Below are 23,476 nucleotides of genomic sequence, written 5' to 3'. Positions count from 1 at the left end.
GTTTATTTCACCAGAGCCAGTGCTGCGGTTAACAATGTCCAGCAATTTTCGACACTCTTGATATTCACCCGTTCACCCGGGGCATGTGCGCCCTGAATATCCGGTCCAAAAGACACCATTTGTAAATGCGGATAATGCCGGGCAATGATGCCGCATTCCAGACCGGCATGAATCACTTTCAATTGTGGTTCAATATGGAATGCCTGTTGATACGCTTGTTGCAGACATTTTAGGGCTGCCGATTCCGGATCCGGGGTCCAGCCCGATACCAGATGGGCAAGTTTTGCCTGTAACCCGTATTGGGCAAAATGTTGTTGAATCTTTTGGGAAAAATCCTGAACTTCATGATTATCCATGGCACGAACCATGATCAGGATTTGACCACCTTCAGGACCTATACGTACCACTCCGATATTGTTAGAAATTTCCACCACATTGTCCAATACCTGACTCATACTGGCCACTCCATATGGACAACTGGCCAGTGCATCAAGCCAAAGCTGTTGCTGGCGAGGCTCCATCACCTGTTCGATCGGTGCAGTAGAGGCATTAATATTGATATTTAAACCGTCATCAATGCCTTTAAGCTGGCTTTGACAATGCTGTAAATATTGATTCAGGCGTTGCTGTAACGCTTCAATTTGATCCGCTGCAATAGCAATCGTGGCAAAGGCTTCACGCGGGATGGCATTACGCGCAGTGCCACCATGAAACTCTACTAAATATCCATCGAGATCCGATAAATGTTGTTGCAGGAATTGCGCCAGAATAACATTGGCATTCCCCCGCCCCAGATGGATTTGTACACCGGAATGCCCGCCTTTTAAGCCTGACAAGTTAATTTCAAATGCAGATAAATTTTCTGGCGCAGCAATATAATCAATGGGCTCTGAAACCTCGACATCCAGACTGCCTGCACAGCCCAGATACAGTTCCCCCCATTCTTCGGTATCAATATTAAATAACCATTGTCCTTGTAAAATACCAGCTTCTAAGTGACGTGCGCCACTCATGCCTGCTTCTTCATCAATGGTGAATAACGCTTCAATTGGACCATGATCCAGATCTTTAGATTCAAGCACAGCCAAGGCTAATGCCACGCCAATACCGTTATCGGCACCCAAGGTCGTATCCTTTGCAATCAGCCAGCCTTCTTCAATCACCGGCTGAATTGGATCTTTGCTAAAATCATGCACCGTGCCACTATTGGCTTGTGTCACCATATCCAGATGACCTTGTAAGATCACACCTGTTACCTGTTCCATCCCTCTACTGGCTGGTTTACGGATAATCAGATTACCAATCTTATCAATATAAGTGTCCAGACCACGTTGTTCTGCCCAATGTTTTAGATGTTCACGTAGTTGCTGTTCATGTTTTGATGGACGGGGAATATTGCATAGCGTATGAAAATGTTGCCAGACCGGTTGTGGTGATAGACTTGAAAAATCGACAGGTTTCATATCATTTATCCAAAATATATTAAATATAGTGTATCCCTAAATAACATCTCTCATAAAGCAAAGGATCTAAGCTTATCTTTAGCGTTCTTGCAAAAGTCCTTAGATTCCCACTGTGAAGGGAGAAAATTAAGGGGGCTAAGATATATTCGAAAGAGGTCTTTTATATGTTGACTTTATGATTTTGTATTCGATTCATCCGTATTGGCTTCCCTTTGTTGAATGGTTGCCTGTTCTAATTGTTCAGTAATCCTGATTTCTGCACCAATAGGCGACATTTGAGTTGCCGTTACAAACGGCGCAACAGGTTCGGGTGCTGGGCGAATTTGACGTCGATTCATGAGGAAGATCGCAAGTGCAATATTGATGACAAAAAATACCCAGAATAGCCCTTTATTTCCCATCACTGACATTAATGCGGAGATGGCAAAAGGACTAAATACCGAACCAATGGAATTAATCAGTAATAATCCCTGTATGGACGGAATAAGTTGTTCTATCGTCGCACGATCGGTGGCATGACTTACAGCAACAGGATAGACTGCAAAAATTCCCCCACCAATCAAAAAGAATAGGACCATTAATAAAAGATGTGTGGCAGGAAAAAAAAGAATACCCAGTGTCAGTACTGCACAAAAAATACTTAAGCTGATCAGTACCACTTGTCTATCCTGATGGTCTGACCAGCGACCAATTGGATACTGTAAAACCATTGCACCTAAAATAACACATGCCATCAGTTGACCGACTTGATGAATATTCAAGCCCATACGTTGAAAGTAAATGGGAAAAAGTGCATAGACAGCAGCAATGGTAATACCTGAAACAAAACAGGCCATTACCCCAGTGGGTGACATATCAAATAATGCCTTAATACCCAATGGTCGTACTTCTTTGATTTCAGGTGATATTCTAGGAAGAATCACCATTGGTAATACCGACAGTGAACCCAAAATTCCGGCCAGTACAAAAGGAATCATTTCATCCCATTCACTCATGATCCCAAGACTGATCTGCCCAAACATACCGGAACCATAAAATGCAATCATGTAAATTGCCAACAGTCGTCCACGCATTTTCTGATCACTAGATAGCAATAACCAACTTTCTACAATCAGAAAAATACCAATAATTGCCCATCCATTGACCAGACGTAAACATGCCCAGAACCATGGATCGAAATACAATCCTTGCAATAAAAAAGTAATCGCAGTGAGTGAGGCAAAACCACTATACGCCCGAATATGACCTATCCGAAGAATAAGACGATCACTAAAGATTGCACCAAGTGCAAGACCGATGAAATAACAGGAAGAAACAAATCCGATCATTACATCTGACGTACCCTCAGCATCTAATTTGAGTGAGGTGATGGAAGAAATAAAACCATTACCCAGACTGATAATAAATAAGCCAAGTAAAGGGCCTAAAACGGAAAACAGCAAATGCTTTGACACATGACCCTCGAATAGCAGGAATAATATTTACTTATCAAAATATTGGGAGATAGCGGAATAGTTTAGGCCTAATGATTTTTAAGCGAATTATCTAAAAATCTGTGTCAATTTTAGCGAAGCATGATCGGGTTCAGAAGATGTATTTGATAAAACAATCATTTCGAAGGAGTTGATCGCATTGTTTATGTAAGCAAAAACGTACATAGTTTGATGGAAATGACCTATTTTATATATTTGCAGTGAAAGCTATAGTACTTACATCAAGGGACATGGAAATCCCTGATAAAAAAAGCTTGCTGAGAAGCATAAAAGTGAAAGGATTTCACACCAACATAAAGCTTAAGTGGAAACAGGAAGTTTCTACTAAATGGATTGCTGAGAAGCACAAAGCGAAAGGAAGTTCGCACCAATCACAAAACTTTTACAAAAGAGCCTAGAGTCCACCCTCTAGGCTTTTTTATATGTATCCATAAAACAGGGATATTTTAGGCTATAGCCTGACTGCAAAAGATGTATGGCATTAATACGCTTTCCAGTTTCCGGCAAATCTGCTGCAATGATGAATGGAGTTAGATTGTCTTGTTCGCGCAGTATATTAATGATTTGAGATTGCAACATGGGCTGTTGATCGGACAGTAAGTAACTTGTTTTGGGCTGTTTTAATGTGCTTAAAAAGGTTAAAAAGCCGACCAGATCCTGTCGATGAATACGATTTGTCCAGTGCCGTACCGTGATTTGTTGGGTGTCATGGGCAAGACGATGTAGATAAGTACTATTGGCTTGATATAAGCCACTGGGTCGAATGATGGTCAGTTTTTCTTGCCAGTAGGCTGACCACAATTGTTCTGCGGCAATTAAACATTGTCCAATCGGATCATGGGTATAAGGTCTAGTGTCATCATCAATCCATTGCCCAGAATTTTCTCCATAGACGCGGGTTGAAGAAATAAAAATCACCCGTTGTATGGGATGCGATTGCAATGCTTGAAAAACAGGTTGTGCAGTATCGATAAAGGTGTGTTGATAATGTTCAACATTCCGTTGACTGGGCGATAAAATCACATAGACCCAGTCAAATAGTGGTGCTGAATCGAGTGTTAAATGATGAATATCTTGAGTGATATGCGTAATTGCTGCAAACGTTTTATCATGTCGACTAACACAGGTTACCGCATGTCCTTGCTGGTTTAACTGTTGTGCCAATGCTTGTCCGGTTTGCCCACAGCCCAAAATTAAAACATTCATGTGCAAATTATCTATAACGAAAGGATTTCATTCTAAACAGTTTTTGTTATGCTTGAACAAATTCACGAATTTTTTAGGTGTTTTGTGACACAGCAGCCTTCTGATGCCCCGATCTCTTCCCAACCACAGACTACCCCGGATTATGTGCGTTGGTTTCGACAGGCTGCGCCCTATATTAATCTGCATCGTGGTAAGACCTTTGTGCTGATGTTTGGCGGGGAAGCCTTATTAACAGAAAATTTTCAGCATATTATTCATGATATTGCCTTGCTACATGCACTGGGGATTCGACTGGTCTTGGTACATGGCGCCCGTCCACAAATTAATGAAAATCTACAACAACTCCAGATTGAGACGCCTTTTTTACAGCATCGTCGCATTACCACACGGCAGGCTTTACCAGCGGTATTGAATGCTGTAGGTTCAATTCGCTTACAGATTGAAGCTTTATTGTCTATGGGCGTTGCCAATTCTCCGATGTTTGGGGCGCGTATTGATGTGGTTTCAGGGAATTTTGTCACAGCCAAACCATATGGTATTCGTGATGGTGTGGATTTTCAGTTAACTGGCGAAGTGCGTTCGATAGATGTAGAAGCAATGCAGCGCAATTTGGCCAATGAAAATATTATTGTGCTGGGGCCAACCGGATATTCCACCACAGGTGAAGTTTTTAATTTACGTGCCGAAGAAGTTGCAACCCGAGTTGCCAGTGATTTACATGCAGACAAACTGATTTTTCTGGGTGAGCAAAAAGGTGTGATTGATCATCAGGGGCATTTTATTCGCGAATTGATGGCAAAAGATGCTCAGCAATTTTTACAACATATGGTTGATCAAAGCAGCGAAAATTATTTACATCTGTCAGGTGCAGTGCAGGCATGTCAAAATGGGGTTAGTCGTTGCCATTTAATTTCTTATCATCTTGATGGTGCCTTGCTTGGTGAGTTATTTACCCGTGATGGTACGGGCACACTGGTCAGTGATTTGCGGTTTGAAGAGGTTCGTCAGGCCAATATTCATGATGTCGGCGGTTTGCTGCGTTTATTGCGTCCTTTAGAAGAACAAGGCATTTTGGTATATCGTTCCCGTGAGCGTCTGGAAAATGAAATTGAGCATTTTGCCGTAATTGAACGAGATGGCACAATTCTCGCCTGTGCGGCACTTTATCCGATCCCCACGTCAGGCAATGAATTAAAATCTGCCGAAATTGCCTGTGTAGCCGTTCACCCTGAATATCGCAAATCCAATCGGGGCGCACAAGTCTTGGCTTTTTTACAGCAACGGGCCCAGCGACAAAATATCAAGGTCTTGTATCTATTAACCACACATACAGGGCACTGGTTTATGGAACAGGGCTTTAGCAAAGTGGGTATTGAACAATTGCCCGCGGCACGTCAGGCTTTTTATAACTTTCAGCGCAATTCGCATGTTTATCAAAAAATGATTTAAGGTGTTAGCGCATGTTGAGCATTCATCACATGTTTAATGTATGCAAAGACTGAATCTCAACAAGCATTGGTGCAGCGACTTTTCTATCTTAGGATAATAGGAAGAATAAAATAACGCGGCGTGCAACGTCGTGTATAAATTTTATTTAGCTAAATTTATGCTAAATACTTTAGGATTAATGCTATTAAGGAGGAAATAGAATTTTTATAAAAATTATAAATATAATTAATTTAGTAAAAACAATAATATAAAAATAACGAATCTTAAATGTCTTGCACAAAAAAAGAATTACTCAGCATTTTTTAATCTAAGCATTTTTTTTCAAATAGATGTGCATATTTGTTATTTTTTTTCATAAAAAAATTTGCCTAGGCTATGACCTTCAGTTTGAACATATTTTGTCATAGGAAAAATAAAAATGAGTAGCCTGAGCACTTTCTCATCCAAGAAAATCACTTTAACGGCCAGTTTATTGGGTGTTGTGATGGCAATGAGCGCATGTTCAAAATCCGACCAAGCAACAACAACACAACAAGACCAAACCACAACAAAACCAGCAACGACTTTAAATATCGGTTTTCAGAAATATGGCACGCTGCCTGTGCTTAAAGCACGTGGCACATTGGAACAGGCATTAAAAAGTGAAGGGGTTAATGTACGTTGGGTCGAGTTTCCGGCAGGCCCACAATTGCTTGAAGGCTTAAATGTTGGCAGTGTGGTGTTTGGCGAAACTGGTGAAGCACCCCCTATTTTTGCACAAGCAGCCGATGCCAAGCTGGTCTATGTTGCCAATCAACCAGCAGCACCCAAGGCAGAAGCGATTATTGTGCCTAAAGATTCAACCATTAAAACTGTAGCTGAATTAAAAGGTAAACGTGTGGCCTTAAATAAAGGCTCAAATGTGCATTATCTATTATTAAAAGCGCTGGAAAAAAATGGTCTAAAACTCAGTGATATCCAGCCTATTTATTTACCACCTGCCGATGCCCGCGCTGCGTTTGAAAAAGGTTCGGTAGATGCCTGGGTGATTTGGGATCCGTTCTTTGCAGCGGCAGAACAGCAAATTGGTGCCAAAGTGATTGCTGATGGTGAAGATACGGTTAATAACTATCAGTTTTATCTGGCAGATCGTCAATTTGCACAAACTCAGCCCAAAGTTCTGCAAACAATTATTAATGAATTGGATAAATCCACACAATGGGCTTCTCAGCATCCGACAGAAGCTGCTCAGCTTCTGGAAAAACCTACGGGCTTAAGTATTCCGATTTTGGAAACTTCCATTAAACGCATGGGATTGGGCGTAACGCCAATTAGCCAAAAAGTGATTATCGAACAGCAACAGGTTGCAGATGCATTTTATCAGCAAAAGCTCATTCCTCATCCGATCAAGGTTCAAGACGCGATTTTAGACAATACACATTAATATCATCAGGCATGACTTTTTTTAAGTTTTTTGCCTGACACATATTGGTTGATATGTATAAGGAAAATACGATGCACGATACTACTATTATAGAGATAGACAAAAAAAATTCACAAACGTGGTTGAAAACAACCTTAGCATCTGTACTGCTCATGTCTGCTGGTTGTGCGATGTCATTTTCGGTATGGGCAGTGGATACAAGTGTGAAGGAGTTACGCATTGGCTATCAAAAAAGTGCGATTAACTTTGCGGTTGCCAAACAAAATAAATATCTGGAACAGGAATTTCCCAATGCCAAAATTTCATGGAATGAGTTTCCGGCTGGTCCTCAAATTCTGGAAGCCTTGGCAGTAGGATCAATCGATGTGGGTGTGACAGGTGATACGCCTCCTGTTTATGCACAAGCCGCAGGCAAGCCTTTATATTATGTGGCTTATGAAGCGGCAAAACCGTTGGCTTCGGCAATTTTGATACCTAAAAATTCTTCCATAAAGCAATTGAAAGATTTAAAAGGTAAACGGATCGCATTACAGAAAGGTTCAAGTTCACATTTTTTACTGGTACAGGCCGTACAAAAAGCGGGTCTGACATGGTCTGATGTTCAACCGATCTGGTTGACACCTGCTGATGCCCGCGCTGCTTTCCAGAAAGGTGCAGTAGATGCCTGGGCAATCTGGGATCCTTATTATGCTTCAGCACAATTAGAAGATGGGGCAAAAGTTCTCACCACAGGTAAGGGCTTAAGTCCAAATTATACATTTTATCTGGCAGCCCCAAAATTTGTGCAGTCCCATCCAAAAGCAGTGACCGGTTTAATTGGACAAATTAATCAGGCAGATAAATGGGTACAAAAAAATCCACAGCAAACCGCAGATTTAATTGCCAAAAATACTGGCTTAAGACCTGAGGTAAGTCGGGTTTTTGTGGATCGACGTCCAAAACCATCCGGTGCTTCACCGCTTAATGCAAAAGTGATTAAAGAACAGCAATTGCTTGCAGATCGCTTCTCTCAACTGAATATTATTCCAAAACGCATCAGCATTGCCGAGGCGGTTTGGAATAAAAATTAATGATTTGATGATATAGGTTATTGATATGAAAATTTTCTGGTTTATTCCTACTCATGGTGATAGTCGCTATTTAGGTACAAGCAAAGGTGCCCGACAAGTCGATCATGCCTATATGAAGCAAATTGCAGTTGCAGCGGATAATCTGGGGTATGAAGGTGTATTGATTCCGACAGGTCGCTCTTGTGAAGATCCATGGATTACAGCAGCAAGTTTGATTGATGCGACGCGCAATTTGAAGTTTTTGGTGGCATTACGTCCTGGTGTGACCACCCCTTCTCTTGCAGCACGTATGGCGGCTACGTTTGACCGTTTATCCAATGGACGTGTGCTTTTAAATTTGGTGACAGGTGGTGATGAAGAAGAATTAAGAGGTGATGGATTATATGAAGATCATGCAACCCGTTATCAGACTGCGACTGAATATACTACCATCTGGCGTGAAATCTTAAGTCGTTCTCATAGCGGCGAGGCCTTCACTTTTCATGGTCAACATTTAAGTGTCGATGATGCAAAATTGCTTTATCCACCGATTCAACAGCCTTATCCGCCGTTATGGTTTGGTGGATCTTCTGATGCAGCACAAGAACTAGCCGCAGAACAAGTGGATACCTATTTGACCTGGGGTGAACCGCCAGCAGCAGTAAAAGAAAAAATTGACAATATGAAAGCCAAAGCAGCGGCAAAAGGTAGAACATTAAATTATGGTATTCGACTGCATGTCATCGTGCGTGAAACCAATGAAGAAGCATGGGCAGCAGCCAATGAGCTGATTCAATATCTTGATGAAGCAACCATTGCCGCAGCACAGAAAAAGTTTGCACAAATGGATTCTATTGGTCAAAAACGTATGGCAGCGCTGCATGGTGGCAATCGTGACAAGCTGGAAGTTTCACCAAATTTATGGGCCGGGATTGGTTTGGTTCGTGGCGGTGCAGGAACAGCACTGGTGGGCGATGCAGAAACTGTTGCTGCGCGGATTCAGGAATATGCTGATCTTGGTATCGATACCTTTATTTTCTCGGGCTATCCGCATTTGGAAGAATCCATTCGTTTTGCAGAACTGGTTTTCCCATTATTACCGTTGGAAACACGTAATAAATTGGTACAGCCAAATTTAACAGGTCCGTTTGGTGAAATCATTGCCAATCACTATGTTCCAGAACAAAGTAAGGTACAGCAGCAAGGCGATCACAAAGCGAAAACTGTGGAGAATACATAATGGCAAATAATTATGTTTCACGTGGAACACGGCAAGTGGGTAAAAGCCTGTTGCCGTGGTTGGTGCCAATTGCACTGATTGCGTTTTGGCAAATTGCTTCACAAACCGGTTGGCTAGAGAGCAGAATTTTACCTGCACCCTCTGCTGTAGTAGTGGCTTTCTGGCATTTGTTGATCAGTGGTGAACTTTGGCAACATGTTAAAGTCAGTGCAGGTCGTGCGCTATCAGGTTTGTTGATTGGTGGTGGATTAGGACTGATATTGGGTTTATTAAATGGTTCTTCCAGAACAGCATCAACGTTACTGGATACCACCTTACAGATGATTCGTAACATCCCTGCCCTTGCCCTGATTCCACTGGTGATTTTATGGTTCGGTATCGATGAGTCGGCAAAATTGTTTCTGGTAGCTATAGGTGTATTTTTCCCGATTTATATTAATACCTATCATGGTATTCGTTCGGTTGATCCACAGTTGATTGAAATGGGTAAAAGTTATGGTTTAACCCGTTGGCAACTATACAAGGAAATCATTTTACCGGGTGCTATGCCCTCTATTCTGGTTGGATTGCGTTTTGCGCTGGGTCTGGTCTGGGTATTATTGATCGTTGCAGAAACCATATCGGCACAGTCTGGTATCGGTTATATGACCATGAATGCACGTGAGTTTTTACAAACTGATATTGTTCTGGTGGGAATCTTGCTCTATGCCCTGTTAGGTAAGCTGGCAGATGTGCTGGCACAAGCACTGGAGCGATATCTATTACGTTGGCACGCTGGTTATCAGGCATAAGGAGACATTAAATGAGTAATTTAAATGCGAATGTGTATGCCGAAAATACCTTTAAGGAAAATCTGGATACCTTGCAAGAAACCGAGCGTAAACAACAAGGTGCAGAAATCCTGATTGAAGCATTGTCCAAATTATATGGTGATGTCACCGTATTGGATAATCTTAATCTACATATCCATTCTGGTGAATTTCTGGCGATTGTCGGACGTAGTGGTTGCGGTAAATCGACATTATTGCGTTTGATTGCCGGGCTTGAACAAGCCAGTCAGGGTGTAATTCAGTTTCAGTCTAAACGTGGTGTACGTGAAGGTGTTACAACCGATGATGTCCGAGTGATGTTTCAGGACCCTCGCCTTCTGCCATGGCGCAGTGTATTGCAAAATGCACAATTAGGTTTACCGGAGACGCAAAAATCAAAAGCAACAGAATTGCTTGAAAAAGTGGGTTTATCGGAAAAATCCAAACAGTGGCCGACCCAACTTTCCGGTGGTCAACGACAACGGGTAGCATTGGCACGGGCACTTTCTCATCAGCCTAGAATTTTATTGCTGGATGAACCGCTTGGTGCGCTGGATGCGCTTACCCGTCTGGATATGCAGAACCTGATTGAGAAACTATGGTTGGAACATGGCTTTACCACAATTTTGGTGACGCATGATGTATCGGAAGCTGTACAGTTGGCTGACCGTATTATTTTGCTGGATCGTGGCCATATTGCACAAAGTTTTAATGTCGATTTACCACGGCCACGACAAAAAGGGGTGAAATTTGCCGAACTGGAACAGCAGGTATTGAATGCAGTTTTAGCAACCTGAGTTTTAATATCTTGTGATATAAGGGAAATTTTAAAAAAAACATTTCAAGTGTATAGGAATTAGGCTAAACTTTTCTCAAATAAAAATAAAAACAGCGATATACATGCTGCTAAAAGGGGAAAAGTTATGCCAAAACAGCGTATAGAGACATTCTATCAAACCCCACAAGACATGATAGATCTGTTTCCGATTCCTGCTGTGATGATTCATCATTGTCATACTATTTTATATGCCAATAAACGCTTTGCCGATTTACATGGCAGTACCATAGAACAGATGCAGGGACGGCATTTGTCAAGTTTTTCCGAAAGTGCGGGACAAGCTGTAAAGGCGTATTTTGCTGCATACCAAAATGGCGAACAATTGACTTCACAGGAAGTATATGTCTATGGTATTTACTTTCAGATTTTAATTTTCCCGATTTATAATAAAAACAATCAACTGGAAGCACTATTTTTCTTACAGTGGAATATTTCCAGAACCAAACGATTACAGCAAATGTTTAATCAAAATAACAAACGCTATAAAGCACAATTACAACTTGATCAATTGACAGGACTTGCAAATGATTATGCCTTGCAGGAATATTTTTCAACGCTTAAAAAACAAGTGATATATTCGGAAGTTGCAATATTACTAATTGATATTGATCGATTTTCTGAATTTAATAAAGAACATGGTTTTATTAAATCGAATGCAACTTTGCATAATATTGCACAGACTTTAAAACAGGAATTAAGAGATGAAAAAGATTTTTTGGCAAAATTAAATAGTGATCGATTTATTGCATTATTTCCTGCGGTGAGTCATTTTACCGCTTTAACCATTGCAGAAAGATTCAGAAACAGTATTTATCAACTTGATTTAAGACATGAAGCAGGTATTCATCATCATTTAACCATCTCCATTATTATATATAGTTTGCCGATTTCACAATTACCGACCATCAATCAATTTATTAATAGATTAAGTGACCAGTTGCGGTTAAATAAAAAACATGGTCGTAATCATTGCACAATATATTTTGAAAACCCGGAATCTATACATAATTGAAAAAAAGCAAGAGTAATGATATGAAAAATATAGCGGTTGATAAAAATGTAATGTCATTAAAATCATATTATGATGAAAATCCAGTTGCGATATTGGATAATCCTCATATCGGAGTTTGTTTATTTTTTGCTAATGGTAAAATAATTTATGCCAATGAAAAATTTGCATCAATTTATCAGGTGTCTGCACAAAACATATATGAAAAAAGAATCCATGACATTTGTCATTATACAGCCCATCATTTTAATACATTTTTAACACAACTTGAGCGTGAGCAGCATGTTGCCACACAGGAAATGTATGCACATGGTTCATATTATTTGTATAAAATTCAGGAAAAATATAAAAATCATCAACAGATTCTTGTTGTTACACTAGTAGATATCACATCTTATAAACGGATTGAACTGGTTCTTGAAAAAAATAACCAACAACTCCAACAAATCCGCTTGTTGGATCGCATGACTGGATTAAATAATTTTACGGCATTTGAACATAAAATTCAGGAAATTCAACAGCATCAACTTCCACAAAGTATAGGGATGATATTGGTAGATATTGATGGTTTTAAACAGTTTAATCAGGAAACTGGTTTTGATTGTGGGGATATTGCGATTAAAAAAATTAGCACATGTCTGGATCGGTTTAGTGATTCGGTTGAACAGTTACTTTTTCATTTAGGCCGTGATGAATTTATTTTTATTTTACTTAATATGCAAGACTGGAATTTATATACCTTTGCAGAACAGTTAAAAGTTGAAATTCATAATTTAAATATCTATTTTAGTTCAGGAGTAGATAATCGCTTAACAGTATCGCTGGCTATTGAAAAATATCAATCTGGAGCACATTTTGATATTGATTTTTTTCTGGTGAGATTACAGAATTTAATGCAGCAGGCAAAGAAACAGGGTGGTAATTGCTGGATAGATCGTCATATTGATCTTCAGTATAAAAAAATAGATGATTAATCTGTCAGTTTAAGCATGCAATATTAGCGGTCATTGATTATATTCAAAACGTATAAGTAATCTTTAATTTATGATTTTACATTTTTTTTGTATAAACTAGTATGTTGAGTATTGTTGATATTTTTAGGCTGATACAATGTCTCATACACAAACTCCTCCACTGAATATTGTTGCAGTTTCAGGCGGATTAAATACCCCATCAAAAACAGAAAGTCTGGTACAAAATATTTTAGATGAATTAGCGGCGGCTACGACAATCAATGTGCACTTTATTAAGCTTAGTGAAATAGGTCCATTACTAGGTGGTGCTATTTATCGCAATCAGTTACCACAACGAGTTCAGGATGATCTGGCTGCCATTGAAGCTGCGGATGCGCTAATTGTTGGCACACCTGTTTATCGCGCATCATTTACTGGTTTGTTTAAGCATTTATTTGATTTTGTAGAACAAACGGCATTGGTTGACGTACCAGTGTTATTGGCTGCTTCTGGTGGTAGTGATCGCCATGCTTTAGTGCTGGAGCATCAATTACGTCCATTATTTAGCTTTTTTCAGGCGCAAACTTTGCCGATTGGCGTGTATGCCACAGACAAAGACTTTACGCCGGAATATACCATCAAGAGTGAACAATTAAAAGATCGAATTACACTGGCAGTTGCACGTGCACTACCGATTCTGGAATGGGCGCCAGCCAAAGGTCGTCGGGCACAATTGGTGAAGGAAAAAACCCAGCAAGCCAATCAGCAACTGGGGATTAATAAACAGATTGAGCAGGATGATGTATTACCTTCTGCTGCTGTACCGAGTTTGGATGCTGCCGAATCACGTTTGCATAGTAAAACAGTAAAATCTTCAGTCGCTTAAATTCACTGTTAAATATATAAAGCTGATCGCTGTTTATTAGGTAAAACTGGGTGTTATTGTTACATTGTAGTGTTGAAATGATGGCATGGTTAATTTTACGGCGTTTTTGAGTGCTGTTTTATAGGTGTTTGAAACCAGATAATCAGGACATGGCTGTAAGTGTGTCAATTGGCAAGCTAGGCAAAATAGTGCATGCCAGACGACAGGGTAGTTTAAAATATCGTGAAATTTTTAATCATTATCATGAGAGAATCGGGCTGAAAATCAGGAATTGTAGTCAAATGTATCCAAAATTAGGCTTTTGTAATCAAAACTTCATTTTCAGCAAATAAATTAAGCAAATTAATAGCAATTTTTTGATGACGAATCGGTTAATATTCACAAAATTTCTGCGATTAGTGATGCGGCAGATATTTTAAACACATTACCTATTCACAATATTGATTTATTGTTGTTATCAGTAGAAAACATGTCATTTCTTTTTGAGGAAATGATGTGTTTTTTTTATTGGACGATAGTAAGGATGAATGAGATTGAACATTCATGAACACAGCCCGTTCGCTACATGTATTATCTGTATGTTTATCTATAATCTTAAGCAGTACTGCCCACAAGGGATTTGCTGAAGAGATTACGGTCAATAATGCTACTTCTACACCGGATATAAGTTCGGTCCAGAATGTAGAGGAACAACCCAAAATAGATGTGTCAGCTTTAACAATTATTGGTTATCACGAAATTATACCCAATAAAAATGCAATTATTCCTGGTTATGCCATTACGCCTCAGGATTTAACGCTGCATTTGGATTGGCTGGAGCACAATGGCTATCATTTTATTAGCGTAGATCAGCTTATTAAAGCCAACGAAGGAAAAATCAAACTTCCTGCCAAGCCTGTTTTACTGACAGTCGATGATGGCTATCAGTCTTTTTATCAATATGCTTATCCGATTTTTAAAGCCCGCAAAATTCCAGTCGTGCTTTCAGTCGTGGGTTCATGGCTGGAGCCAAAGTCCGGAATGGTGCAGTTTGGTGATGATCAACTGGATCGCAGTAAATTGTTGTCTTGGGCAGAACTTAAGGAAATGCAAAATAGTGGCTATGTTGAAATCGGTAGTCATAGTTATAATTTACATCATGGCGTGATGGGTAATCCGCAAGGTAACTCTGAACCTGCGGCAATTACTCGGATTTATAATGCTAAAACCAAAAAATATGAAACAGATCAGGAATATGCAGCCCGTATTTATCAGGATTTAAAAAAGAATAATGAAGTCTTAAAGGCACATGGGCTCAAATCTCCACGTGTAATGGTCTGGCCTTATGGGCGTTATAATCTTGAAACGGTAAAAATTGCCAAGCAGCTAGGTATGCCGATTACCATTACCTTGGATGATGGTCCTGATCATGTCGGTAAATCTCTGGGGCATTTAAACCGTATTTTGGTGGAACGAAATGAGTCCACTGATGCATTGGCTCAGGATATTCAAAATCGTTTGATGAATTTGACGGATAATAATCGTCCTCAAAAAGTCATGCATGTCGATCTGGATTATATCTATGACAAAGATCCCGCCCAGCAGGAACGCAATTTAAGCCATTTACTTGATCGTATTAATGCGATGGGGGTAAAGACTGTCTATTTACAGGCTTTTGCTGATCCTGATGCAGATGGTTCGGCGGACATGGTGTACTTCCCAAATCATTATTTGCCGATGCGGGCAGATCTATTTAACCGTGTATCGTGGCAAATTCAGACCCGTACTACGGTGCAGCGTGTCTATGCCTGGATGCCGTTATTGGCATGGGATTTGCCGGCTAAGAATCCGGCCGCCAAAGCACTCGTGGTGACTCAGCAACCCAAGGCAAGTGACCATTTAAATATGGGTTATAAAAGACTAAGTCCATACTCTCCTTTGGCGCGTAAAACCATAGAAGGCATCTATAATGATCTGGCGAAATCAGCGTCATTTGATGGGATTTTATTCCACGATGATACGACGCTTTCCGATTATGAAGATGCCAGTCCGGATGCTTTAAATGCATATGCCAAAGCGGGCTTGCCTACAGATCTGGAGCAAATTCGGCAGAATGATGCATTATTATCAAAATGGACAGCGTTAAAAACCCGGACTATTGATGATTTTGCCATGCAGCTGGCACAACAGGTACGTTACTATCAGCCTTTTTTACTGACTGCGCGTAATCTTTATGCACAGGTGGCTTTATCTCCCTATGCAGAAAACTGGTATTCACAATCACTGGAACAATCTTTAAATCGTTATGATTTTACAGCCATTATGGCAATGCCTTATATGGAACAGGCAAAAGATCCGAATCAGTTTTATAATAATATTCTGAAACGGGTAAAGTCTTATCCCAACGGCATCATGAAAACTGTATTTGAGTTGCAGGCACAAAACTGGCGTACTCAACAGCCTGTCCCTTCGGAAGAAATTTCCAATACGATTAAATCATTGTACCAGCAAGGTGCAATGCATATTGCATATTATCCGGATGATCCGATTAAGGATCACCCAGATACGGATATTATGCGTGACGCATTTGCAGTTAAGCCTAACCGTCTTGTTCCTTAAAGGAATTAACTATGACGACCCTACATCATTTTTGGCAATCTGCGCTGAACTTTTTGTTCTATTATCCCCTGTTCATGTCCTATTTATGGATGATGGGCGCAATGATCTTTTACTGGAAAGAACGTCAGGAACCACCTTATCAACATCCAGCACCCTTGCCGGATTACCCCAAAGTTGCGGTATTGGTCCCATGTTTTAATGAAGGGGACAATGCAGAAGAAACCATCAGTCATGCTTTGGCTTTAAATTATCCCAATTTTGAAGTGATTGCGATTAATGATGGGAGTTCTGACAATACTGCCGAAGTTTTAAACCGTTTGTCACAACAGTATGAAAAACTGCGTGTTGTACATTTAGCCCAGAATCAGGGTAAAGCCATGGCACTGCAAGCAGGCAGTTTACTGACCGATGCTGAGTATCTGATCGGTATTGATGGTGATGCTCTGCTGGATCCAAATGCGGCGATGTGGATGATTCGGCATTTTATTGCGAATCCTTCAGTGGCAGCGGTGACAGGTAATCCACGTATTCGTAACCGTTCAACTTTATTGGGGCGGGTACAGGTTGGAGAGTTTTCTTCTATTGTCGGCATGATTAAACGTGCTCAAAAGTCATTTGGACGTATATTTACCGTATCCGGTGTCATTACCGCATTTCGTAAGTCTGCTGTGCATGAGGTCGGCTATTGGTCTCCGAATATGTTGACTGAAGATATTGATATTACATGGAAATTACAACGTGCTGGCTGGGATATTGATTTTGAGCCGAATGCACTGGTCTGGATTTTAATGCCGGAAAGTTTAAGCGGACTATGGAAACAGCGTTTACGCTGGGCCATGGGCGGTGCACAAGTACTCATCAAAAATATTGATGTCTTGATTAAACCCCGACTGAATTATTTGTGGCCTTTAATGCTGGAACTGATTTTGACACTGATCTGGTCATATTTGATGCTTACTCTGGCGATTATTTGGATAATCCATCTGATTTTACCGGCTTTGGGACTACCTTCTGTAAATTCACCATTTTTGCCATATGGAACGGGTATTTTTCTAGGTCTGACCTGTTTATTCCAGTTCGTGATCAGTAAATGGATGGATAGTCGTTATGAACCTGCATTAGGCCGGAACTATTACTGGATGATCTGGTATCCATTTATCTTCTGGCTCATTACTGTATCCGCCAGTATCATTGCTTTTCCTAAGGTTCTCCTCCGAGGCAATGGTCAACGTGCACGCTGGGTTAGCCCGGATCGTGGTGTGCGTATTCATCCTGAAAATTGACCATCTACCCAAAAAAAAGAGATCATACAATGAAAAATCATTCTTTAATCATCGATATCAGGCGCCAGTTGCCCTGGCATCGGCGTTATATGTCGAATACTACCACTGCACTCTTATGGGCAAGCTGGTTATTATTATGGCGTCCCATGATGATTTTACTGGGGATTATTGGGGTACAGAATCATCATATCGTGCACCATCTGTTGATGTTGTTTTTGACCGCAATGGAAAAAGGTGTGATCATGCTGGTGGTCTGTGCCCTGTTATTGCTGCTCTGGAATAACTTTGTACCGTTTAAACCCTTTAAACGTGTTGCTGCTAAAAATACACAGGATTATGCTCAGCACTTTGCGTTAGATACACAACATTTACAGCACTGTCGTCAGCAAAAAATTACTGTGGTTCATTATGATGAAACCGGTAAAATCATTGAAATTGATTAACCAAGAAGCTGTGTCATTATGTAATGATACAGCCTCTTTTTTATTGATGAGACATGCTTTGATAAAGTGCCAATAATTTTTGTGCGCCCAATAATAAATTATCCTGCCAATCCAGATGCGCTGTGTCATTGGCACCATCGGTAATGTATTTTACCGAAATCAAGCGTACCCCCAATTTTTTACAGACCTTTGCTATGGCATAGCCTTCCATATCGACCAGATCACAGGCAACCTTAGGTTGACCTGTTTCAAAACTATCACCCGTGCCACAAATGCCTTGCGGTAAATGCTTAAAATAAGGCTCAAGTTGAATCTCGGCAGGAATCTCTTTATCTAATGGTGTCACGCCGACGGCAAAGCCCAAAGGTGAGACATCCATATCACGTTGTACAAATTGATTGACTTCTACCAGAGTATGGGCATCGAATACGCTGCTTCCTGCGGAACCCAGATTTAATACAGTATGACAGCCTGTTTTTTGAATCACTTCAAAGGTTTTAAAGGCAGCATTGACTTTGCCAATACCGCTGTAATGCACCTCAATACCAGCATGTTCAAATAGACCATGGGATTCGTCGGAAATGGCCATAACAATGGCGAGAGAATGATTCATATGAAAAATAGGGTGAAATAAAATCTATTAGAAATAAAATTGTTGCAGGAAGCAAATTTTAATTGCTGTTTAAAAACACAACAACAAGAACAATTTGTGATTTTATGGCACAATATCCCACTTTAGATTTACGATTTTATTTTAGGCTATGAAGCTGCTACGTCTGCACGCACGCACTCCACACCATCAGATCCCGCCGACAGCGGTGACGATTGGTAATTTTGATGGTATTCATGTTGGCCATCAGGCGATGATTGCACAATTAAAAAATGTTGCTCAGGCAGAAAATTTAAAAAGTCTGGTGATGATTTTTGAACCACAGCCTTTAGAGTTTTTTAAGGGTTATGATGCCCCGCCCCGCATTACCTCTATGCGCGAGAAAATAGAAATTCTGGCCGAGATGGGTGTGGACTATGTGGCAATTGCCAAATTTGATGATGCCTTTCGCAGCATGAGTGCGCTGGATTTTGCCGAATTATTAAAAAAACAGCTCAATGCCAAAAGTCTGGTGTTAGGTGATGATTTTCATTTTGGCAAAAATCGCAGTGGTGACAGTGACTTTTTGCGACAACAGGGTTTTGATGTTTTTAATTTGGATACCATACACGTACATGAACAACGAGTCAGTTCAACCCGTATTCGTGAAGTCTTGCAGCAAGGCGATTTGACACTGGCTGCAAAACTACTGGGCAGGCCCTATAGTATTACTGGACGTGTGTTACATGGGAACAAAATTGGTCGGACACTAGATTTTCCGACCATTAATGTGGCCCTGCATCGGCATAAACCCTGTTTACGGGGCATTTATGCGGTAGATGTGCGCTGTATGGAATTACCATTATCCCGAAAAGTGGCTGAAGAGAATCCGCAGCAAACCGGCATTGCAGGTTATACACCTTATAGTTTGTTTGGTGCAGCCAATGTCGGTACCCGACCAGCTATTCAACAGGATGATCCTGAATGGCGATTAGAAGTACACTTTCCTGATGTTTCTGCTAATCTGTATGGCCTATTAATGCGGGTGACTTTTTTGCAGTATGTACATGGCGAGAAAAACTACCCTTCTCTGCAAGCCTTAAAGCAAGGCATCGCGGATGATGTGATACAGTTACGCCAGTATCGGCAGGATACCGTAGAATTTCCTTTTGGAAATTTAAGTCTGTAACCAGATTGATGCCTGATTCAAAAATGGATTGGGCAAGCATATGTTAAAGATATGTTTGAAACGCCCCGAATTCGGGGATTACATTGAGTGATAAAGCAACCGTCAGCACAGGCTGATTTAACTGGAAGACAACGTGCATGAGCGATAAGCAAACTTCTGAAAATGCAGTGGATTACAAAGCCACGCTTAACCTTCCCCATACAGACTTTGCCATGAAGGCAAATTTGGCTGTACGTGAAGCAAAATGGTTAGACGACTGGTATGCCGACAACATTTATCAGCAGATTCGTGCATCGCGAATTGGCAAGAAAAAATATATTCTGCACGATGGCCCTCCCTATGCCAATGGTTCAATTCACTTGGGACATGCAGTGAATAAAGTGCTCAAAGACATTATTGTCAAAAGTCGTACACTGGACGGTTTTGATGCACCCTATGTTCCGGGCTGGGATTGTCATGGTTTACCGATTGAATTAAAAGTTGAAGAAAAAGTCGGCAAAGTCGGGGTAAAAGTTGATGCTTCAACCTTTCGTAAAGCGTGTCGTGAATACGCATTAACCCAGATTGAATTACAGAAAAAAGATTTTAAACGTCTTGGCGTGTTTGGTGACTGGGACAATCCTTATCTCACCATGAACTTTAAACAGGAAGCCGATATTGTCCGTGCGTTGGGTTTAATCCAGAAAAATGGACATATTCAGCCGGGATTAAAACCTGTGAACTGGTGTCTGGATTGTGGTTCTGCGCTGGCTGAAGCCGAAGTGGAATATGAAGATAAACAATCGGACGCGATTGATGTCGGTTTTGCAGTGGTGGATTTAAAGGATTTATCAGCACGTCTGGGTGTCGAAGTTACACAGCCGACGGACATTGTGATCTGGACTACGACACCATGGACATTACCTGCCAATCAGGCAGTTGCGTTGAATGCCGAACTGGACTATCAATTGGTGCAGGTCAATACCGATCATGGCCTACAAAACCTGATTTTAGCCAAAGATCTGGTGGCTTCGGCTTGTGAACGTTATCAATTGGAAAATCCACAGGTTTTAGCAGATTTCACTGGTGATAAACTCGAAAAATTAAGTTTGCAACACCCGTTAATTGCCGAGCGTCAAGTGCCTATTATTTTGGGTGAGCATGTGATTGCCACCAGTGGTACAGGTGCAGTGCATACCGCACCCGGCCATGGTGTGGACGATTATAAAGTCGGCTTGCAATATGGTTTAAAAGTCGATAATCCAGTGGGCGGAAATGGTGTTTATCTGCCAACTTCTCCAGTATTTGCCGGTGAGCATATTTATAAAGCCAATCCAAAAATCATTGCAACATTGGGTGATACAGGTCGTTTATGGGCCCATAAAAAGATTACGCATAGCTATCCGCATTGCTGGCGTCATAAAACCCCGATTATCTTCCGTGCGACGCCACAATGGTTTATCAGCATGGAACAAAAAGGCCTACGTGAAACTGCACTTAAAGAAATTGAAAACAACATCGAATTTATCCCGGACTGGGGTAAAAACCGTATGCAATCTATGGTCGAAGGTCGTCCGGACTGGTGTATTTCCCGTCAACGTACCTGGGGCGTGCCAATCACTTTCTTTGTGCATAAAGATAGCAATGAATTGCATCCACGGACACAGGAACTGATTGAAGAGGTTGCCAAACTGATTGAGCAGGAAGGTATAGATGCCTGGTTTAATCGTGAGCCTAAAGACTTTCTGCCAGCCGATGAAGCGGCACAATATAATTGTGTCCGTGATACGCTCGATGTTTGGTTTGACTCTGGAACAACACATTATGCAGTGCTGGACCAGCGTGAAGAATTGCAACGTCCTGCCGATCTTTATTTAGAGGGTTCAGACCAGCATCGTGGCTGGTTCCAGACTTCATTACTGGCAAGTGTTGCCATTAATGATGCTGCGCCATATAAAGCCTTATTGACACATGGTTTTACTGTCGATGAAAATGGCCGTAAGTTATCCAAATCTTTAGGCAACTATATTCCGCTGGATGACATCATCAAACAACTGGGTGCGGATGGTTTGCGTTTATATGTCGCGTCTAGCGATTATCGCTATGAAATTGCTGCATCTAAAGAAATCTTTAATCGTGTATCGGATAGCTATCGCCGTATTCGTAATACCCTGCGCTTCCTGCTGGCAAACCTGAATGGCTTTCAACCGAGCCACGATTGCCTGCCTGTAAATGAATTGATTGCACTGGATCAATATATTTTACAGCGTACCGCAGAAGTACAAAAAACCATTACTCAAGCCTATAGTGACATGAGTTTTCACGTGGTCGTGAATGCCCTCACTCAGTTCTGTATTAATGATCTGGGCGGTTTCTATCTGGATATTATTAAGGATCGTCAATACACCACCAAGGCAGATTCACAGGCTCGTCGTTCGGCACAAACGGCACTGTATCATCTGGTACAAGCTTTTGTCCGCTGGATGAGTCCGATCTTAAGTTTTACTGCGCAAGAAGCATGGGCATTGATTCCGGAACAAAGCGAGCAATATGTTTTTACCACAGAATGGTATGATATTCCGACTGCAACCACAGCAAATGCCTTGAGTGAAACAGACTGGCAAACGCTGATTGCGGTGAAATCGGCAGTGAATAAGCAGATCGAAGTAGCACGTAATGCCAAACTGGTGGGAAGTAATTTGTCGGCTAAAGTTGAAATCTGGGCAGATGATGCATTGAAACAACTGCTGGATCGTCTGGAAGATGAATTACGTTTTGTTTTGATTACTTCTCAGGTTCAGGTTTATGCATTTGATGCTGCACAGGGTGAAGCCACAGATCTGGCTGGCCTAAATGTCAAAGTATCAGCATCGATTGGTGAGAAATGTGCCCGTTGCTGGCATGTCTTACCAGATGTCAACACACATGCTGATCATCCCGGTTTATGCTCACGCTGTATCATTAACTTACCATCTGGCACAGGTGAAGTGAGAAAATATGCCTAAGCAAACATCAGGCTGGTTACGCATTTATCCGCATAATTTTATCTGGTTGGGACTGGCAATCCTGACCATTGTGCTGGATCAAATTACCAAACAGATTGCACTGGCAAAACTGGTATTTGAAGGTAATAGCATCAATGTATTGCCAGTATTTAGTTGGACGCTGGCCTATAATCCGGGTGCAGCGTTTAGCTTCTTATCCGATGCGGGTGGCTGGCAACGCTATTTCTTTACCTCACTTGCCGGTGTGGTGTCCTTACTTTTTATTTTTTGGCTATTGCGTATGCCGAAAAGTTTAAGAGTGTTGCCTGCGGCCATTGCGTTGATTTTAGGCGGTGCAGTTGGCAATCTGATTGATCGTTTAACCACACAATTGGTCAACTATCGTGGTGAGCCTGTACATGGTGTGGTCATTGATTTCCTGCATGTACATTACCAGACCTGGAATTTTCCTGTATTTAATCTAGCGGATTGTGCCATTACGCTGGGTACGATTTTGCTGCTTATCGATACGTTTTTCCTTGAGAAGAAACGTCACCAAATCACAGCCGAGCCAAAGCATGACTGAAACACAT

18 protein-coding genes and 1 pseudogene are annotated in these 23,476 nt (G+C 41.1%); 15 read left to right on the top strand and 4 right to left on the bottom strand.

Translation table 11 applies throughout. The annotated features are described in order from the left end of the window. Positions 1–2 precede the first annotated feature (2 nt). The 3 genes from CAP51_RS13770 to CAP51_RS13760 all read right to left on the bottom strand — a co-directional run bounded on the left by CAP51_RS13770 (position 3) and on the right by CAP51_RS13760 (position 4,162). Positions 3–1,463, bottom strand: a complete 1,461-nt coding sequence (locus CAP51_RS13770; protein ID WP_087621323.1) for an aminoacyl-histidine dipeptidase — start codon at positions 1,461–1,463, stop codon at positions 3–5. A gap of 173 nt (positions 1,464–1,636) precedes the next feature. Beyond that, on the bottom strand, positions 1,637–2,917 hold the full coding sequence (locus CAP51_RS13765; protein ID WP_087621322.1) for an MFS transporter: 1,281 nt from the start codon (positions 2,915–2,917) through the stop codon (positions 1,637–1,639). A 447-nt stretch (positions 2,918–3,364) separates the two neighbouring features. Continuing rightward, on the bottom strand, positions 3,365–4,162 hold the full coding sequence (locus tag CAP51_RS13760) for an NAD-dependent epimerase/dehydratase family protein (RefSeq protein ID WP_087621321.1): 798 nt from the start codon (positions 4,160–4,162) through the stop codon (positions 3,365–3,367). An 84-nt stretch (positions 4,163–4,246) separates the two neighbouring features. Between CAP51_RS13760 and argA the strand changes: the two genes are divergently transcribed. The 12 genes and pseudogenes from argA (at position 4,247) to pgaD (ending at position 18,142) form a co-directional block, all read left to right on the top strand. Continuing rightward, positions 4,247–5,611 carry an amino-acid N-acetyltransferase gene (argA, locus tag CAP51_RS13755; protein ID WP_245809173.1) on the top strand — a complete coding sequence of 455 codons (1,365 nt, stop codon included), beginning with the start codon at positions 4,247–4,249 and terminating at the stop codon, positions 5,609–5,611. 418 nt (positions 5,612–6,029) lie between these two features. Further along, the gene (locus CAP51_RS13750) at positions 6,030–7,034 is read left to right on the top strand and encodes a sulfonate ABC transporter substrate-binding protein (RefSeq protein ID WP_087621319.1); all 1,005 of its coding nucleotides are present in this window, start codon (positions 6,030–6,032) and stop codon (positions 7,032–7,034) included. Between the two features lie 167 nt (positions 7,035–7,201). Beyond that, positions 7,202–8,104 (top strand): annotated as a pseudogene (locus CAP51_RS13745) (sulfonate ABC transporter substrate-binding protein); the annotation flags it as partial. 25 nt (positions 8,105–8,129) lie between these two features. Continuing rightward, on the top strand, positions 8,130–9,323 hold the full coding sequence (gene ssuD, locus CAP51_RS13740; RefSeq protein ID WP_087621318.1) for an FMNH2-dependent alkanesulfonate monooxygenase: 1,194 nt from the start codon (positions 8,130–8,132) through the stop codon (positions 9,321–9,323). Continuing rightward, positions 9,323–10,114 carry an aliphatic sulfonate ABC transporter permease SsuC gene (gene ssuC, locus CAP51_RS13735; protein WP_087621317.1) on the top strand — a complete coding sequence of 264 codons (792 nt, stop codon included), beginning with the start codon at positions 9,323–9,325 and terminating at the stop codon, positions 10,112–10,114. Before ssuD ends, ssuC begins: the two co-directional genes overlap by 1 nt. Before the next feature lie 11 nt (positions 10,115–10,125). Next, positions 10,126–10,929, top strand: coding sequence for an ATP-binding cassette domain-containing protein (locus tag CAP51_RS13730; protein WP_087621316.1), 804 nt, complete (start codon positions 10,126–10,128; stop codon positions 10,927–10,929). A 126-nt stretch (positions 10,930–11,055) separates the two neighbouring features. After that, on the top strand, positions 11,056–11,982 hold the full coding sequence (locus CAP51_RS13725; protein ID WP_087621315.1) for a GGDEF domain-containing protein: 927 nt from the start codon (positions 11,056–11,058) through the stop codon (positions 11,980–11,982). Between the two features lie 20 nt (positions 11,983–12,002). Next, positions 12,003–12,953: a sensor domain-containing diguanylate cyclase gene (locus tag CAP51_RS13720; protein WP_087621314.1), complete on the top strand. Its 951-nt coding sequence runs from the start codon at positions 12,003–12,005 to the stop codon at positions 12,951–12,953. 136 nt (positions 12,954–13,089) lie between these two features. Continuing rightward, entirely contained in the window at positions 13,090–13,818 is a 729-nt protein-coding gene (gene msuE, locus CAP51_RS13715) for an FMN reductase (RefSeq protein ID WP_087621313.1), read from the top strand. Between the two features lie 543 nt (positions 13,819–14,361). Next, on the top strand, positions 14,362–16,416 hold the full coding sequence (gene pgaB, locus CAP51_RS13710; protein WP_087621312.1) for a poly-beta-1,6-N-acetyl-D-glucosamine N-deacetylase PgaB: 2,055 nt from the start codon (positions 14,362–14,364) through the stop codon (positions 16,414–16,416). Between the two features lie 11 nt (positions 16,417–16,427). Next, positions 16,428–17,699, top strand: a complete 1,272-nt coding sequence (gene pgaC, locus CAP51_RS13705) for a poly-beta-1,6-N-acetyl-D-glucosamine synthase (protein WP_087621311.1) — start codon at positions 16,428–16,430, stop codon at positions 17,697–17,699. A 29-nt stretch (positions 17,700–17,728) separates the two neighbouring features. Then, positions 17,729–18,142 (top strand): poly-beta-1,6-N-acetyl-D-glucosamine biosynthesis protein PgaD, encoded by a 414-nt coding sequence (pgaD, locus tag CAP51_RS13700; protein ID WP_087621310.1) that lies wholly within the window; start codon positions 17,729–17,731, stop codon positions 18,140–18,142. 40 nt (positions 18,143–18,182) lie between these two features. Here the strand turns inward: pgaD and CAP51_RS13695 are convergent, their stop codons facing one another. Beyond that, entirely contained in the window at positions 18,183–18,755 is a 573-nt protein-coding gene (locus tag CAP51_RS13695) for a phosphorylase family protein (protein WP_087621309.1), read from the bottom strand. Positions 18,756–18,903: 148 nt separating this feature from the next. On the opposite strand from CAP51_RS13695, the gene ribF reads away from it, so the two are divergent. The 3 genes from ribF to lspA all read left to right on the top strand — a co-directional run bounded on the left by ribF (position 18,904) and on the right by lspA (position 23,469). After that, positions 18,904–19,920 carry a bifunctional riboflavin kinase/FAD synthetase gene (gene ribF / locus CAP51_RS13690; RefSeq protein WP_087621308.1) on the top strand — a complete coding sequence of 339 codons (1,017 nt, stop codon included), beginning with the start codon at positions 18,904–18,906 and terminating at the stop codon, positions 19,918–19,920. 137 nt (positions 19,921–20,057) lie between these two features. Beyond that, complete coding sequence (gene ileS, locus CAP51_RS13685; RefSeq protein WP_087621307.1) at positions 20,058–22,904, top strand: isoleucine--tRNA ligase; 2,847 nt, start codon at positions 20,058–20,060, stop codon at positions 22,902–22,904. Continuing rightward, complete coding sequence (gene lspA, locus CAP51_RS13680) at positions 22,897–23,469, top strand: signal peptidase II (RefSeq protein WP_087621306.1); 573 nt, start codon at positions 22,897–22,899, stop codon at positions 23,467–23,469. Before ileS ends, lspA begins: the two co-directional genes overlap by 8 nt. Positions 23,470–23,476: the final 7 nt, after the last annotated feature.

It is taken from the genome of Acinetobacter populi (assembly GCF_002174125.1).
Lineage (GTDB): Bacteria > Pseudomonadota > Gammaproteobacteria > Pseudomonadales > Moraxellaceae > Acinetobacter > Acinetobacter populi.
Note: the sequence above shows the minus strand (reverse complement) of the source record. Positions and strands in the feature narration are given on the sequence as shown.